The organism is Yoonia ponticola (assembly GCF_014199395.1).
In the GTDB taxonomy this organism is placed as follows: Bacteria; Pseudomonadota; Alphaproteobacteria; order Rhodobacterales; family Rhodobacteraceae; genus Yoonia; species Yoonia ponticola.
Genome location: NZ_JACIJM010000003.1, coordinates 424,044 through 440,925, shown reverse-complemented (window position 1 = coordinate 440,925; position 16,882 = coordinate 424,044). Strand labels below are relative to the sequence as shown.

Here is a 16,882-nt window from a genome sequence, read left to right as displayed (position 1 = left end):
GGCGACTGTGCGCTGGATGCTGTTCTGGCGACGCCAAGTGCGTGAATGCGGCGGCAACCTATGGATGAAGTTCGGCGTGTAATCATGTGAATTTGATAGTTAATTGTAGTTTTGTTGCGTAAGCGTCGCGTTTTTTATTTCGTATATTTCCGAAGGGTCGACGCATTGGTGTTCGGCAATATTCGGATTGGACTCATAATTTTCGTTGTGAACCTTGGAAAATGTTGCAACAGTTGAATTCAACCAAAACAATAAATCAATACTAGTATTCCAGTATTTCAACTGGTATACCAGATTAACCGAAAGCGAATCTACCCGCTTTCGGCACATTTAGTGTTTAGATCGCGCTTTTGCGCAGTAGGGGGGTCTATGTCTGGGGTTAAGCTGGAGAGTATCGTCAAAGCCTATGGGGCCGTTCAGGTCGTTCATGGCATTGATTTGGAAGTTAAAGAAAAAGAGTTTGTTGTGTTAGTAGGCCCCTCGGGCTGCGGCAAATCGACGACATTGCGGATGGTCGCGGGTCTAGAGGAAATCTCTGACGGCACGTTGACGATTGACGGCAAAGTCGTGAACCGGATTGCACCCAAAGATCGCGATGTCGCGATGGTGTTCCAGAATTATGCGCTTTATCCGCACCTTGATGTCGCTGAAAACATCGCTTTTGGTTTGCGTATCCGTAAGGAAAGCAAGGAAAATATCGAAAAGGCGATCAAGGATGTCGCGGGCATTCTGGGCCTTGAGAATTACCTTGAACGTCGCCCCGCTGATCTGTCCGGTGGCCAACGCCAACGTGTGGCGATGGGCCGTGCGATTGTACGTAGACCCAAGGTGTTCTTGTTTGACGAACCGCTGTCCAACCTCGACGCCAAGCTGCGCACCCAGATGCGTGCCGAGATTAAACGCCTTCATCAACGCCTAGGCGTGACCAGCATCTACGTGACCCACGATCAGGTCGAAGCGATGACGCTGGCTGACCGGATCGTTGTGATGAACGACGGGCGTATCGAACAAGTCGGCAGCCCGATGGAGCTGTTCTTGAACCCAGTGAACGCATTTGTTGCGGGTTTCTTGGGCGCACCGCCAATGAACCAAATCCAAGCCGTGATTAGCGGCGGCGACGCGGCCCCGATTGCTGAATTCGCGGGTCAACAATTCACATTGCCGCCGTTGCCGGGCTTGCAGAACGCAGTTGGTCGCAAGGTCATCGTGGGCATCCGCCCTGAATACGCAACGCCGCAGACCAAAGCGGTCGAAGGCAGCGTGTCATGTACGCTGGAACTGGTTGAAACGCTGGGCTCTGAGGCGCTGTTGCACACCACGATTGGCGGCGAGCCATTTGTGATCCGCACGGAAACGCTGGGCAACATGGACCAACTGAACGCGGTCAACGGCTTTACCGCCGATCCCGCGTTGATCAAAGTGTTTGACGCTGAAACGGGTGTGGCCTTGTCTGGCCAATTGCGTGTCGCATGAGCGACGCTGCCACCCCAAAACCCGCCGTCACCCATTTCGTAAACAAGCGCCCTGTCAGCCAGCGCATTGTCGATCACCTCAAGCGTGAATGGCAAATTTATCTGATGCTGGCACCGACAGTGATCTGGCTGTTGTTGTTTCTCTACAAGCCGATGTACGGGCTTCAGATCGCGTTCAAAGACTACAGTATTTTCAGAGGTGTCGCCGCCAGTCCGTGGATCGGTTTTGACCACTTTGAGACGCTGTTTGCCAGCGAACAGTTTTTGCGAGCGCTAAAAAACACGATCTATATCTCTATGATGAGCCTGATTATCGGCTTTCCCGTGCCGATCCTTTTGGCGCTGATGTTCAATGAAGTCTTGCATCAGACGTTCAAGAAAACCGCGCAGACCATCGTGTATCTGCCGCATTTCATCTCGTCGGTGATTATCGCGGGGATTGTGATTACGGCCTTTTCACCCTCGGCGGGTATCGTGAATACGATTCTGAGTTGGTTCGACATTGATCCGATTTACTTCCTGACCAAGCCCGAATGGTTCCGACCTATCTTTATCGGGACGACGATTTGGCAAGAGGCGGGTTTCCAATCCATCGTCTTTATCGCCGCGATCTCTGGCGTGTCGCCGACACTGTATGAAAGTGCCGTGGTGGATGGGGCCAGCCGGTGGCAAATGATGTGGAAGATCACGGTGCCGTCGATCATCATCATGTTGATTATCCGCATCGGGAACATGCTCGAAGTCAGCTTCGAGATGATTATCCTGCTCTATCAACCTGCGACCTATGAGACGGCTGATGTTGTGAACACCTTCATCTACCGGCAGGGCTTGCAAAGCGGACAATACGATTTTGCCGCCGCCGCGGGTCTGTTCAACGCTGTTATTGCTTTCGTTCTGGTGATGACTGCCAACTCGATCTCCAAGCGCTATTCGCGCACATCATTGTGGTAGGGGGGCACGCACATGGCTAATATGAATCTATATTCGCGCAACGATCGGATCTTTGTGATCGTCAACATGGTACTGATTGGGATCTTTACGATTTCGACGCTGTATCCGTTCATCTATATCGCGTCGCTGTCGTTCAGTTCGGGCTTTGAAGCCCGCGCCGGTAACGTGATCCTGACACCAATCGAGACCACGCTAGAGGCCTATAAGTACATCCTGTCTGAACGGATGTTCTGGGTCAGCTACGGCAACACGTTCATCTACACCATCGGCGGCACAATCATGAGCCTGCTGTTCCTGATCCCGGGTGCCTATGCGTTGTCACGGCCGCAAATCTACGGTCGCAGATTCTGGAACTTGCTGGTGGCGTTTACCATGTGGTTCAACGCGGGTCTGATCCCGTTCTTCTTGAACATGCGTGATCTGGGCCTGTTGGACAGCTATTTCGGGATCATCATCGGCTTTGCGGTGAACGGGTTTAACCTGATCTTGCTGCGTAACTTCTTTGAAGGCGTGCCTAGCTCGTTTGAAGAAGCCGCCCGCATGGATGGGGCCAATGATTTCCAGGTTTTGGTTAAGGTCTACATGCCGCTCGCAAAACCTGCGATTGCGACGGTGGCACTGTTCTGCATCGTGTCGCGCTGGAACGGCTTTTTCTGGGCGATGGTTTTGTTGCAAGACGAAGACAAAATCCCGCTACAGGTTTTCCTGCGCCACACCATCGTCACGCTGTCCGATGACCAGCAGTTCACCGCAACATTGGTTAACGCAAGCTATTCGGTCGAGACCGTATCAGCAGCGATCATCGTCTGTTCGATTGTCCCTGTCCTGATCATCTACCCGTTCATCCAGAAGTACTTTGAAAAAGGGATCCTGCTGGGAGGGGTCAAAGAATAAGCGCGAGCGATCAGCGCATCAGATTACATGAACGACTGCATAAGGGAGGAAACTATGCAACGACTAACACTATCAGCGGCGTTACTGGCCGGAACATCGCTAGGCGGCACGGCGTTTGCCGATGGCCACCTGATGATCGTCGACGAACCGTTAGAGCTGTCCATTCAAATGAACCATGCGCGTTACCCGCGCTATGACGAAACATGGCCAGTTGAGAAAATCGCAAGCGAACTGACAGGCATCAGCCTGCGCGACACAACCGTGGGTGCAAACACACGGACGTCAGAGAACGACGGCAAGACCGAAGCATTGAACCTGATGCTTGCGACAGGCGAAATCCCTGACATCGTGGGCTCTAGCCGTCTGAAAGACTTTGTGAACCAATACGGACCCGAAGGCGCATTCCTGCCTTTGGACGACTTGATCGCAGAACACGCACCAAACTTGGCCGCGTTCTATGCTGACCGTCCAGAGATCGCGAACGCGATTTCAGCGGCTGATGGCAACATGTATTACGTGCCATATCTGCCAGACGGCAAATACGGTCGCGGCTACTTTATCCGCTACGACTGGCTGGAAAATCTGGGTCTCGAAGTGCCTGAGACGCTGGAAGAAGTCGAAGCTGTGCTGCGTGCTTTCAAAAACGACGATCCCAACGGGAATGGTGTCGCGGACGAAGTGCCGTACTTTGCCCGCCAATGGCCAGAGCTGATCCGCCTTGTGACATTGTGGGATGGCCGCTCTACGGGGTCAGACACTTACCACGACTTCTACATCAACGCTGAAGGCAATGTTGATCACCCATACGCGGGCGAAGGCTATCGCGACGGGATTGCGGGTCTTGCACACTGGTACGACGAGGGCCTGATCGACGCGGAAATCTTTACGCGCGGGTCATCCTCGCGTGAATATCTGTTGTCGGAAGACATCGGCGGCATGACCCACGATTGGTTTGCGTCCACTGCTGGCTATAACGAGTCGCTTGCAGACACCGTCGAGGGCTTCCGTTTCGAAGCGATGTTGCCGCCCGCGTCACCATCTGGCGTGCGTATGGAAGAGCACCGTCGCATCCCGATCAAACCTGACGGTTGGGCGATTGGTGTCACGAACGAGCATCCTGTCGAAACGATCAAGTATTTCGACTTCTGGTTCACCGAAGAAGGCCGTCGCTTGGCTAACTTTGGCGTCGAGGGCGAGCAATACACGATGGTTGACGGCAAACCGCAGTTCACCGAGGAATTCCTCACGAACGGCGAGCCGGTGAACAACCAGCTGTATCAAGTTGGCTCGCAACTTCAGGCCCGTGGTTACTTTCAGGACTACGAGTATGAAAAGCAGTGGTCCAACCAATACGCGTTGGAAGGCATCGACCTGTATGAAACCGGCGATTACCTGATCCCTGATTTCCTAGGCGTGTCTTTCACAGCCGACGAACAGCGCGTTTACGACCGCAGCTGGCCGTCGATCCGTGACTATATGCTTGAGCGCCAGCAAGGCTGGATCTTGGGCAATGGTGACGTAATGGCCGACTGGGAAGGTTACCAACAAACGTTGCAGGACATGGGGTTACAGGACGTTCTTGAGGTGATGAACGTCGCCTACGAGCGTCAGTATAACTAAGTCCAAACTGCGAAATTGGTGCGGGCCGCATGTGGCCCGCACCGTATTGTAGATCTAAACACGAGAGTAATAGAATGTCTGCGTCTGCTGCACATCTTGATGAACCAAAAACAGGTCGTCTGACCATTCAATACGGCCCGCAAGATGGTGCTGCCGTCTCTGAGAACCCGCCGCGTTTCACGTGGTTGCCGGAACTTGAGGACGAGGCAACCTATGTGCTGCGCGTATCAACTGATGCGAAATATCCAGCCAAGGCCACGCATAAGTTTGCGCATATTACCCTCAACTTTTTCACACCGGACGTGACGTTGCCTGCGGGCGATTATGTCTGGTCCTACGCTGTATGTGATCCCAACACGGGGGAGGCCGCGTCGACATGGAGTTCGAACCGCGCTTTCACCGTCGCCGAGGGGTTGCCAGAGACGCCGCTTTCCTCCCGCGTTACGCGGTTCAAGGACGCTCCGCGTTCCCACCCGCGTATGTGGCTCACTGGTGACCGCTTGGCACAATTCCGCAAGGATGTGGCCGAGAACGCCGACCATTGCACATGGTCGCATTTCTTTAAGGAATCTGTCCTGCCGTGGATGGACCGCGACATCATGCCTGAACCTGCGGGTTATCCGAACCATCAGCGCGTCGCGTCCGTGTGGCGTCAGACTTATATCGACTGTCAGGAATTGCTTTATGCGATCCGTCACTTAGCAGTTGGCGGTCAAGTGACCCAAGACGCCGCTATGCTGGCCCGCGCCAAGGAATGGTTGCTGTCTGCCGCCGCTTGGAATCCCACAGGCACCACGTCGCGCAGTTACACCGACGAATGGGCGTTCCGCGTGAATGTGGCTCTCGCGTGGGGCTATGACTGGCTGTATAACGAGATGGACGAGGACGAGCGGGCGACCGTGCGCGCCGCTTTGCTTGCGCGGACCCGTGAAACAGCCGATCACCTGATCAAACACGCGAATATCCAGTTATTCCCGTTTGATAGCCACGCTGTACGCGCGGTCTCTGCGGTGCTGATCCCCGCGTCGATTGCTTTGCTGGACGACGCGGAAGAGGCCGAAGACTGGCTGAACTATTCCGTCGAATTCCTGTTCACCGTCTATTCCCCTTGGGGCGACAAAGACGGCGGCTGGGCCGAAGGTCCGCACTATTGGATGACCGGTATGGCCTATCTGATTGACGCGGCGAACCTGCTGAAAGGCTACACTGGGATTGACCTGTACCAGCGGCCATTCTTCCAGAAAACCGGAGACTTCCCGCTTTATACCAAATCGCCAGACACGCGCCGCGCCACTTTTGGCGACGACAGCACCATGGGCGATCTGCCTGCGGTCAAGATCGGCTTTAACCTGCGCCAGTATGCAGGTGTGACGGGCAACGGCGCGTATCAATGGTACTACGACGAGATCAAACGCACCAATCCGGGCACCGAAAAGCTGTTCTATAATTGGGGCTGGTGGGACTTTAACTTTGACGAGATGGCCTACCAGACCGATTTCCCGATCATCGAGGCGGTGCCACCTGCCGCCGACGATCAGTTGCGCTGGTTCAAAGGCATCGGCTGGGTCGCGATCCAGCACAAGATGCAAGACCCTGACGAGCATATCCAATTCGTGATGAAATCGTCGCCTTACGGATCAATCAGTCACAGCCACGGCGACCAGAACGCGTTCTGTCTGGCGGGCTTTGGCGAAGATCTGGCCATTCAGTCTGGCCACTACGTCGCGTTTAACTCGACGATGCACCAGAACTGGCGGCGTCAGACACTGTCGAAAAACGCGATCCTGATCAATGGCAAAGGCCAATACGCGGGCAAAGACAAAGTGCAGGCGATGCGGTCCAAGGGCCAGATCACTGAATGCGAACAACGCGAAGATCACGTGTATATTCAAGGGGATGCGACCGAGGCGTATCAATCGCTGTCACCCGAAGTCACATCCGTGAAACGCGACGTCTATTTCGTGAATGACAGCTACTTTGTGATGGTCGATAGCATTGATGCGTCCGAACCCGTTGAAATCGACTGGCTGCTGCACGCCAACGCGCCGATGCACTTGGGCGATGCGACGTTCCGCTACACAGGCGAAAAGGCCGGGTTCTACGGGCAGTTTCTATGGTCCGAAGCGGGGGCAGCTGCATTGACGCAAGAAACCGGATTTCCAGACGTGGACCCCTCCGAGATCGAAGGGCTACCCGTCAGCACGTGCCTGCATGCCACATTCCCAAAGGCCATTCGGCACCGGATCGCGACATTGCTCGTGCCTTATTCGTTGAAAGACCCTAAGCGGATTTTCAGCTTTTTAGATGATCAAGGTTACGACTGCGATCTCTACTTCACAGATTCCGACGACCGCAGCTTTCGGGTCGTCGTGCCAAAGACATTCGACGTGGGCCGGTAGCCTGCGCGATACGTAAATACACAAAGAAGGAAACGATTTATGAAACTCGAAGGTAAAACAGTGATCGTCACTGGCGGCGGACGCGATATTGGTCTGGCTTGCGTTAAAATGCTGGCAGCTCAAGGCGCAAACGTCGCAATCAACTACTTCTCGTCCAGCAAGGGCGCTGATGAAGCTGTTGCAGAGATCACTGCCGCTGGCGGTAAAGCATTCGCTTTGCAAGGCGATCTGTCATCCGAGGCGGGCGTGAATGCGCTGGTTGAAAAGACTGTTGCGGAATTTGGCGGCGTAGACGTGTTGGTCAACAACACAGGCGGCCTGATCGCGCGTAAAACATTCGCGGAAATGGAAGTGTCTCACTGGGATGCGGTCATGGACTTGAACCTGAAAAGCATCTTCTTGATGATCAAAGCGTGCTTGCCGCATATGTCCGACAACAGCACAATCGTGAACCTTGCCAGCCAAGCTGGTCGTGACGGCGGCGGACCGGGTTCCGTGGCTTATGCATCGTCCAAAGGTGCAGTGATGACAATGACACGTGGTTTGGCCAAAGAATTGGGTCCAAAAATACGCGTGAATGCGATCTGTCCGGGTATGATCGACACAGATTTCCACAACGTACACACACCAGACGCTGCGCGTCGCGGTCTGGAAGCATCTGCACCAGTGCGCCGTCAGGGTCTGCCAGACGACATTGCGAACTTGGTTTTGTTCCTTGCATGTGATGACAGCGCGTTCATGACGGGCACGAACATCGACATCAACGGCGGCATGCTGTTCAGCTAAGTCGCAAGAACTTTTGTCATCGTGATCCGCCCCAAGGTCCAACCGGATTTTGGGGCGGTTTCGTTTGTGATTGGATCAGAGAAAATCGTCGCGGCGCGGGGTGAAACAATCCACCAAGCGGCCGGGCTCTAGGCAAACACAGCCGTGCACCGCGTTGGACGGGACGATCAATGTATCGCCCGGGCCGACTTCGGACACGACGCCATCAATAGTGAACCGGAACCGGCCGCTTTCGACGAATGTAGATTGGACGTGCGGGTGGTTATGCAACGCGCCTTCTGCGCCCGTTTTGCCAAAACCAAATGCCACAAGCATCAGATCGGGATGGTCCGCAAGCACTTGGCGTGTGACGTTTTCGCCTGTTTCAATCACTGGAAAATCGGTCATCGTGCGAACTCCTGTTATGTCTGCGCTATGTGCTGGCACTGATGTTAAGATAGCGCCCGCGTGAAGGAAAGACTGCTTTGCAGGCACCGCGCAGAAATCAGCGCCAGCGCTTTTCAGCAGAGCAATCCCCGTGTTTTCCGGCAGGTGCCGTCACGCATCCAATAGCGCCGCCATAATGCCGCGCAATTCCGCTAGCCCGCGCATACGCCCAATCAGCGGGTAGCCCGGCATGCTGTCGCGTGTGAGGTCGTCCAGTATGTTCTGCCCATGATCGGGGCGCATCGGGATGCTGTGATCTGTGCGACCTGATGCACGACGCTTGGCTTCTTCATCCAGTAGGGCTCGCATCACTGCGACCATATTGGTGTCACCGCCAAGATGCGGGGCTTCGTGGAAACTGGTACGCTTGCCGTCATGCGGCATCTCGCGCTTGGTATTGCGCAAATGGGCAAAGTGGATGCGGTGCCCAAGGTCGCGGATAAACTGCGGCCCGTCAAAATCAGGATCAACGCCCAGCGATCCGGTGCAGAACGTGATGCCGTTTGCGTCCAGATCAACGTCAGCGATCAACCGCGTGTAATCGGCTTGGGTGGACATGATCCGTGGTAGGCCAAGCAGCGGAAAGGGCGGATCGTCAGGGTGGCAACACATCCGGATACCTACCTCTTGGGCGACGGGGGCGACCTGCGCCAAAAAGTCGATCATGTTGCTGAATAGCTTTGCCGCGTCGATATCGGCGTAAGTGGCTAGGTTGTCGCGGACCTCTTGCAAGCTCCACGCATCATTGGCACCGGGCAGCCCTGCGATGATGTTGTTCTGTAATTGCTTGCGCGCAGCCGTATCCAAACCCGCGAACCGTTCGGCAGCTTGGGCAAGTGTGTCAGTGCTGTAGTCATCAGACGCAGCGCCGCGCTCTAAAATATGAACATCAAAAGCAACAAAATCGATCAGATTAAACGACATAGCCGTGCCGCCATGATCCATCGCTCGGTGCAGGTCGGTACGCGTCCAATCCAAAATCGGCATAAAGTTGTAGCAAAGCACTTCGATCCCGCAGGCCGCCAGATTGCGCAGGCTTTCAATGTAGTTGGCGATATGGGTGGTGTAATCCGGCCCTTTGGTCTTGATCGTCTCTGAGACTGGCAAGCTCTCGACTACATCCCACGCAAGCCCCGATGGCGTCCCGTCGGGTAGGGTGCTGATCTGCGCTTGCCGTTTCTTGATCTCGTTTTGCGACCACACGGCACCCGGTTGGATATGGTGCAGCGCGGACACGACGCCTTCGACGCCACATTGGCGCATATCGGCCGTTGAGATCGTGTCATGCGGTCCGAACCAGCGCCAAGTTTGCTTCATATCTGGGGTGTCCTGTCTGCGTCTATCTGAATGTTGTATACTAGCATACTTGGTGTCGGGATCGATAATCAAGCTATGGTTGCGCGAAGACAATGTTCGTCGATGCAGACCTGCTTTTCGTTTACAGCTATGGGGGCGATGCGGCACAATCGGCCTAACCTGAAAGGAGATTGCGATGAGTTGGAACCCTACACTGGCCCCCGGCTGCCCCGACGAGATCGGCGTCGATGCAATCGAAACAGTCATTATTCCGCGTGCACGTGACATCGGTGGATTTGAAGTCAAACGCGCCTTGCCTGCACCGAAACGGCAAATGGTCGGACCCTTCATTTTCTTTGATCAGGCCGGACCTGCCGAGTTTCTGACAGGGCAGGGTATCGACGTGCGCCCGCATCCGCATATTGGGCTTGGGACGGTGACGTATCTGTATCAGGGCGATTTTCATCACCGCGATAGCATCGGCACCGATCAGATCATTCGCCCCGGTGCGTTGAACTGGATGGTGGCGGGCAAAGGTGTGACGCATTCGGAACGTACATCGGAACAAGGGCGCAGCGGGCCGCATTCCTTGTTTGGTATCCAGACGTGGTTGGCATTGCCCGAAGACCACGAAGACATGGACCCGATTTTTGAACACCACGGCAAAGAGGCACTGCCCGAGATCGAAGCGGAAGGTATCAACGCAAAACTGATCCTTGGCACGGCCTTTGGTGAAACGGCTCCGGCGACCATGTTCTCGGAAACGTTCTATCTGGACGTGGTGCTGGACGCAGGTGCGCGGATGCCCTTGCCAGACGATCACGAGGATCGCGGGCTTTATATTACGCAGGGCTCAGTGACGATCGCGGGCCAAGACTTCACGGCAGGTCAGATGATGGTGTTCCGGCCCGGTGACAAGATCACCGTCGCCGCAGGCCCGCAAGGTGCGCGGATGATGGCGCTGGGCGGTGCTACATTGAACGGGCCGCGCCATGTGTGGTGGAACTTTGTTGCGTCAAGCAGGGACAAGATCGCCGCGGCCAAGGAAGACTGGCGTGCGGGACGGTGGGGCGAGGGACGCTTTGAGCTGCCCGTGGATGATCGCGACGAGTTTATTCCTTTGCCGTGATGATGCTGTGGGGGCGTAGGACTACGCCTCCCACAATGCGCCTGATGCTGCGCGTTCAAACCCGTGTTCATAGAGTGCAGCCATATAGGTCGGTGAGAAGCGGTCACTGGGGTCATAGACCACACCACTGTCGGGGCTCACACTGGTAACTGCAAAGTTAAGACCGTGTTCATGGGCCAGCAGACGTGCAGTGTTGATAGAGGACGCGGCACTGGACCGGACCATCGCCGTCATCGCTTGTTGGGATATGCCCAGTACGGTGCCGGAACTGACTTGCGGGGCGGGATCAAGCGTATTGTTCACGATCACATAGGCGCTGCCACCGCGTGCTGCATCAGACTGAACCGCAAAGGCGGCGGGTGGTGTGGCAAGAACTTGCATCTGAACGCCACCATCAACGTGGGTCTCGGCAAAGTCCAAACCATCCGCAGAAAAGTTAATTTTCACAGGCGAGAACATACCGGGCAATGCGCCTGACGCGCGGATCACGGTGCGAAACAGATCGTATTGCTTGGACTTGGCGATTGCGCCCATGTTCCACACGACTGCGTCCGATGTGCTGAGGTTCGCTGTGACCACGAACAACCTACCGCCTGCGTCATGCTTTGCGGCGACGGCCTCAAGGAAGCTGTCAGGGGTATAAAGCGCGATCAACTCGGCCAGTGGGGTGGTGTCGTATATCCCGTCACTGGTCGCAGCTGATAGCCAGCGGAACCGCATGATATCGTCAGCACCGTTATCGAGAAACATATGCAGCAACGCATTGTCACCCTCTGCGCCGACAAAAGCCATTGGTGCGATCAACGCGCCTGTAGAGACACCCGTCACAATGTCAAAATCCGGCCTGTTGCCTGTTTGGGACCAACCTGCCAACGCACCTGCGCCAAACGCGCCGTCTTCACCGCCACCCGATAGGGCCAATATCTGGGGTTTGTTTATGAGGCGCGACACATCAAGGTGCCGCGCCCATGTGGTCGCGTCTGCATTTGCGGAAAACCGTAGACTGCCTAGGGGATCGGTTTTCTCGCGGGTCGATTGCAGCGTGATCAATTCGTCAGAGGTCTCGACGCAGGCGGACAGGATCGTGCTCGCGGTCAAACCAAGCAACACGTGCCGTCTGCTCAGTTTGAAAGGAGTGTTTGGTGTAGGGGACATCGTCTGCGCCTTTGGCTCTGGTGTGGGGCGCGGGGCAGAACCCCGCGCTAGTGATTAGCGCGAAGGCCGTTCTGGTGCGAAAGACTTCAGCGTGTCAGCGACAGTCTGCTCGGTCAGGCTTGGGTTTTCCGCTTGCAGGCATGTGGCAATCGCTGCGGCGTCCGGACGCGCTGGGCGTGTGCCTTCGGCTGGGCGTTCACCATTGGCAGGGCGTTCGCCTCTTTCAGGGCGGGGCATGCACGTGGCCAATGTGGCTTCGCTCACACCAAGTGCGGCTGCGATTTCAGCGGTCGGTGGCGCGGGACGTTGGCCGTCTTGTGCGGATGCTGCCAGTGGGAAAAGAACAGCGGCCAGTGTGATGCCAAGTGTCAGGTTTTTGGAGAATGAAGTGATCATTGTTGCCTCATGTTTCTATGTGACCCCATTTGTCTCGGGATCAGTGGTTATACTTGGGGCCGTTCTGTTTCCGTCGCAGGTTTTGGAAAAAATGTGAGCAGGCGAAATGGCGGGGGGGGGCGTAGACCACAAGATCGCCACTTTTGCGCACTTAAACGGCGGCAACGATAAGGGCGTGCAAGCAAAGCCGTTGCGTAAGGCTTGAACTTTAGCAGAGGCGGGCGCTAGTCAGGTCCATCGTATATCTGGATTCGAATTAAGGAGATGCCGGTGACAAAGCTGATCAGGATTGCCACGCTCATGTCTATGGCCGTGATGCCGCTCGCTGCACAGGCACAGACCCCGATTGTTAAGATCGAAGCGGTCACGTCGGGTAGTGGCGAAGAGCGCCGCGTTTTCTTTGGCCGTGTCGTGGCACGCGAAACCCTAGACCTCGCGTTCCAAGTCGGCGGGCAGATTGTCGAGCTTCCGGTAGAAGAGGGCGCGTTTATGTCTGCGGGGGACATGGTCGCCATGATGGACCAGCAACCGTTCGAATTGGCGCTCGAAGAAGCCACCGCGCAGCAAACCCAAGCCGCGCGGACTGCCAGCCGGTTTCAGCAGCTTCTTGGTAGCTCTGTCGCCGAAAGCAACTTGCTGGACGCGCAGACACAACTGGAGCTCAGTGAGATTGCTGTCAGAAATGCGGAACGCGAGCTGACCAATGCCACGCTGCACGCGCCATTCGACGCGATTGTCGCCGCGCGTCTTGAACCGAACTTTTCGACCGTTGCTGCGGGTACGCCTGTTGTGCGCCTGCTCGATATGTCTGACCTGCGGATCGAGATCGACGTGCCTGAACAGCTGTTCCAACGCGCGGGGCAATACATCGACCCCACGTTCATGGCTGAATTCCCGTTTGGCGAAAAACTGTATCCGCTAGAGATCAGAGAATACAACGCCGAGACAGAGCAAGTTGGCCAAACCTACACCATCACACTGGGGATGGACCCACAGGAAGGCTTGGATGTTCTTCCAGGCTCATCCGCTAAGGTGACGGCGCTGGTAGACATCGGTGTCGCGCATATCGAAGTGCCTGCCTCTGCCGTAGTGATTGAAAACGACAACACAACCAGCGTTATGGTTTACACAGCCACGGACGAGCATCAAGGCACGGTTCAAAAAACCGCCGTAGAGGTCCAACCCTCTAACAGCGGTGAGGTCGAGATCACAGCAGGGCTAGAGCCCGGTCAACAGATCGTCGTGATTGGCGCAAGTCGGTTGACCGATGGCGAAACAGTGCGCCGCTTTACCGGCTTCGGGGACTGAGACTGACCATGGATATCGCTCGCGTTTCAATCGACCGCCCGATCTATACTTGGATCGTCATGCTGATTTGCCTCTTGGGGGGCTTATGGGGCTTCAACGCGCTGGGCCGCCTCGAAGATCCCGCCTTCACCATCAAGACCGCGATCATCGTGACACAATACCCGGGCGCTTCAGCGGAAGAGGTCGCTCTTGAAGTCTCCGAGCCGATTGAATCCGAGATTCAAAAGATGGGCGAGGTCAAAGATATCCAGACCATGAACCAGCCCGGATTGTCATGGATCACCGTCAACATGCGGGACCAATACGACGGGACCGAGCTGCCAGAGATTTGGACGAGCTTGCGCGACCGTGTGGGCGACGCACAAATGCCCAGCGGGACGTCCGAGCCGTTTGTGAATGATAACTTTGGTGACGTCTATGGCATGTACTATGCCGTCACAGCGCCCGGATATTCTGACGCCGAGATCAATGAGCTCTCGACGTACCTGCGCCGCGAACTGCTGCGTGTGGACGGTGTGTCTGATGTGGCCTTGTCGGGTGTGCCGAACGAAGTGATCTATATCGAACCCGATCTTGCGTTAATCAACAACATGGGTATCCCGCCCGCAGCTATCCAAGGCGCTATCTCCGGTGCGAACGAAATGGTCGACGGCGGTGAAATCCAGTCGACCGCGGGGCGCACAATCGTGCAACGCCCTTATGGGTCCGATAGCGTGTCCGAAATCGCTGCCCTGTCCATTGGCGTCGGCGGCGAAGTCGTGAACCTGTCGAACTTCGCAGACGTCTACCGTGGCCGCGAAGCAAACCCGAACCTGATCGTGCGGCACAACGGCACCGAAGCTTTCACGCTTGGCGTCGCTGGCATTGCCACCGAAAACATCGTTGAAGTCGGTAAACGCGTCGATGCGCACCTCAATACACTGCGCATGGATATCCCGTTGGGTATCTCAATCGAGCCGATCTATCAGCAACACACCGTTGTCGAAGAAGCCTCTAACGCATTTCTGGTGAACCTCGCGATGTCTGTGATCATCGTTGTTGTCGTGCTTGCGGTCTTCATGGGCTGGCGTGCGTCAATCGTCGTGGGCTCGACGCTGTTTCTGACCGTTCTGGGCACGCTGTTCGTCATGGCGCTGGGCTCTATCGAGATGGAGCGGATTTCGCTGGGTGCCTTGATTATCGCGATGGGGATGCTCGTCGATAATGCGATTGTTGTGGCCGAAGGCATGCAGATTTCCATGCAAGGCGGACGCAATTCACGCGATGCCGCCACTGAAGCCGCCAGCAAAACGCAAATCCCGCTGCTCGGTGCCACGGTTATCGGGATCATGGCCTTTGCCGGTATCGGCCTCAGCCCTGATGCGACGGGCGAATTCTTGTTCTCGTTGTTCGCCGTGATCGCGATTTCGCTGCTTCTGTCGTGGGTGCTGGCGATCACTGCCACACCGCTTTTGGGACATTTTCTGTTCAAACAAGGCGACGGATCACACAGCGGCGGCTATGACGGTGGGTTGTTCCGTGCCTATGCTGCCGTCTTGCGAGCGTGCATCAAACTGCGCTGGGCGGTTGTGGCCGCCTTGATCGCGACGACTGCGGTTTGCTTTATGATGTTCGGCCAGATCAAGCAGCAGTTCTTTCCGGACAGCAACACGCCGCTGTACTTTGTCCATTACAAACTGCCGCAGGGCGCATCGATCCACCAGACCTCTGACGATATGCAGGTGCTGGAAAGCTGGCTGTCCGAGCGTGAAGAAGTCACAACCACGACTGCCTTCATCGGGCAGGGCGCATCCCGCTTTATGTTGACCTACAACAGCGAAGATCCAAATCCGGGCTATGGGCATTTGATCGTGCGCGTCAGCTCGCTTGACGTGATCGAAGACGAGATGAACGCGCTCGAAGCTTATGCGCTGAACGCCGTGCCGCAAGGTGAATTCCGTGTCAAACGTCTGGCCTTTGGCCCCGGCGGTGGCGCACCTATCGAAGTCCGCTTTTCCGGCAAAGACCACGAGGTCCTGCGCGATCTCGCGGACGAAGCGATAGCAAGGCTCAGTGCGGCGTCCGACAACATCCTGACCCCGCGCCAAGACTGGCGTGAACGCGAACTTGTACTGCGCCCGATCTATTCCGAAGACCGCGCACAGGATGCTGGTATCTCGCGGTCCGACATCACCCACACATTGCAATTCGCAATCGAAGGGCTGGCGTCAGGCACCTTCCGCGAGGGGGACCGTCAAATTCCGATCACCGTCCGCGCCCCCCGCGACGCTGATCTGGCGCTGACCGATCACGTGATTTATTCGGACAGCGGCGGCGGTTTTGTCTCGCTGGAACAAATCACCGACGGTTTCGTCTTTGAACCACAGGACACGCTGCTGTTGCGGCGGGATCGTGCGGATGTGATTACTGTCGGGGCCGATATCCCACGCGACATGACCGCATCAGAAGTGCTGCTTGAGGTGCGCCAAACCATCGAAGATATGGACATCCCGAACGGATATTCCATGGAATGGGGCGGCGAACTTGAAAGCTCGACCGACGCCCAAGCCTCGCTTGCTGGCCAACTGCCGTTCAGTATTATCGTGATGGTGCTGATTTCTGTGCTGCTGTTCAACGCGCTACGTCAGCCGATTATCATCTGGCTCTTGGTGCCGATGGCGGTCAACGGGGTCAGCCTCGGGTTGCTCGGCTCTGGCTTGCCATTCACCTTTACGGCGTTGCTTGGCCTGTTGTCGCTATCGGGGATGTTGATCAAAAACGGGATCGTGCTGATCGAGGAAATCGACCTCACGCGGGCCGCACAACCGGACCTGCCGCTCGTCGATGCGATTGTGAATGCGTCAACGTCACGTCTGCGGCCCGTCTTTTTAGCCGCGGCGACCACGATCCTTGGCATGTTGCCCCTGATCAGCGATGCGTTCTTCCAGTCGATGGCGGTCACGATCATGGGTGGCTTGGCGTTTGCGTCTGTCCTGACCTTGATCGCGGCACCGGTGCTGTATTTCATCTTCTTCAAGAGGTCCGCACAGCGGGCCTCTGCTTGAGAAGGG

Annotated in this window: 13 protein-coding genes; 9 read left to right on the top strand and 4 right to left on the bottom strand. The window is 56.0% G+C overall.

Annotated features, from left to right (window positions below):
- The first annotated feature begins 369 nt into the window (after positions 1-369).
- The 6 genes from FHS72_RS07190 to FHS72_RS07165 all read left to right on the top strand — a co-directional run bounded on the left by FHS72_RS07190 (position 370) and on the right by FHS72_RS07165 (position 8,122).
- A complete protein-coding gene (locus tag FHS72_RS07190) occupies positions 370-1,473 on the top strand; it encodes an ABC transporter ATP-binding protein (RefSeq protein ID WP_183527541.1) in 1,104 nt (367 codons plus the stop codon).
- Positions 1,470-2,423 (top strand): ABC transporter permease, encoded by a 954-nt coding sequence (locus FHS72_RS07185; protein WP_183527539.1) that lies wholly within the window; start codon positions 1,470-1,472, stop codon positions 2,421-2,423. The genes FHS72_RS07190 and FHS72_RS07185 overlap by 4 nt, the downstream gene beginning before the upstream one ends.
- A gap of 12 nt (positions 2,424-2,435) precedes the next feature.
- Positions 2,436-3,317 carry a carbohydrate ABC transporter permease gene (locus FHS72_RS07180; protein WP_183527537.1) on the top strand — a complete coding sequence of 294 codons (882 nt, stop codon included), beginning with the start codon at positions 2,436-2,438 and terminating at the stop codon, positions 3,315-3,317.
- Positions 3,318-3,371: 54 nt separating this feature from the next.
- A complete protein-coding gene (locus FHS72_RS07175; protein ID WP_183527535.1) occupies positions 3,372-4,937 on the top strand; it encodes an extracellular solute-binding protein in 1,566 nt (521 codons plus the stop codon).
- A gap of 74 nt (positions 4,938-5,011) precedes the next feature.
- The gene (locus FHS72_RS07170; RefSeq protein WP_183527533.1) at positions 5,012-7,336 is read left to right on the top strand and encodes a DUF4962 domain-containing protein; all 2,325 of its coding nucleotides are present in this window, start codon (positions 5,012-5,014) and stop codon (positions 7,334-7,336) included.
- A gap of 39 nt (positions 7,337-7,375) precedes the next feature.
- The gene (locus FHS72_RS07165; RefSeq protein WP_183527532.1) at positions 7,376-8,122 is read left to right on the top strand and encodes an SDR family NAD(P)-dependent oxidoreductase; all 747 of its coding nucleotides are present in this window, start codon (positions 7,376-7,378) and stop codon (positions 8,120-8,122) included.
- A 75-nt stretch (positions 8,123-8,197) separates the two neighbouring features.
- Here the strand turns inward: FHS72_RS07165 and FHS72_RS07160 are convergent, their stop codons facing one another.
- Positions 8,198-8,509 (bottom strand): cupin domain-containing protein, encoded by a 312-nt coding sequence (locus FHS72_RS07160; protein WP_183527530.1) that lies wholly within the window; start codon positions 8,507-8,509, stop codon positions 8,198-8,200.
- A gap of 150 nt (positions 8,510-8,659) precedes the next feature.
- On the bottom strand, positions 8,660-9,865 hold the full coding sequence (gene uxuA, locus FHS72_RS07155) for a mannonate dehydratase (protein ID WP_183527528.1): 1,206 nt from the start codon (positions 9,863-9,865) through the stop codon (positions 8,660-8,662).
- A gap of 175 nt (positions 9,866-10,040) precedes the next feature.
- Between uxuA and FHS72_RS07150 the strand changes: the two genes are divergently transcribed.
- Positions 10,041-10,973 carry a pirin family protein gene (locus FHS72_RS07150; protein ID WP_183527526.1) on the top strand — a complete coding sequence of 311 codons (933 nt, stop codon included), beginning with the start codon at positions 10,041-10,043 and terminating at the stop codon, positions 10,971-10,973.
- Between the two features lie 21 nt (positions 10,974-10,994).
- Here the strand turns inward: FHS72_RS07150 and FHS72_RS07145 are convergent, their stop codons facing one another.
- Positions 10,995-12,128, bottom strand: a complete 1,134-nt coding sequence (locus tag FHS72_RS07145) for a patatin-like phospholipase family protein (RefSeq protein WP_183527524.1) — start codon at positions 12,126-12,128, stop codon at positions 10,995-10,997.
- Positions 12,129-12,182: 54 nt separating this feature from the next.
- A complete protein-coding gene (locus FHS72_RS07140; protein ID WP_183527522.1) occupies positions 12,183-12,524 on the bottom strand; it encodes a hypothetical protein in 342 nt (113 codons plus the stop codon).
- A gap of 270 nt (positions 12,525-12,794) precedes the next feature.
- Between FHS72_RS07140 and FHS72_RS07135 the strand changes: the two genes are divergently transcribed.
- A complete protein-coding gene (locus FHS72_RS07135; RefSeq protein ID WP_343042659.1) occupies positions 12,795-13,832 on the top strand; it encodes an efflux RND transporter periplasmic adaptor subunit in 1,038 nt (345 codons plus the stop codon).
- An 8-nt stretch (positions 13,833-13,840) separates the two neighbouring features.
- Entirely contained in the window at positions 13,841-16,876 is a 3,036-nt protein-coding gene (locus FHS72_RS07130) for an efflux RND transporter permease subunit (protein ID WP_183527518.1), read from the top strand.
- Positions 16,877-16,882 lie beyond the last annotated feature (6 nt).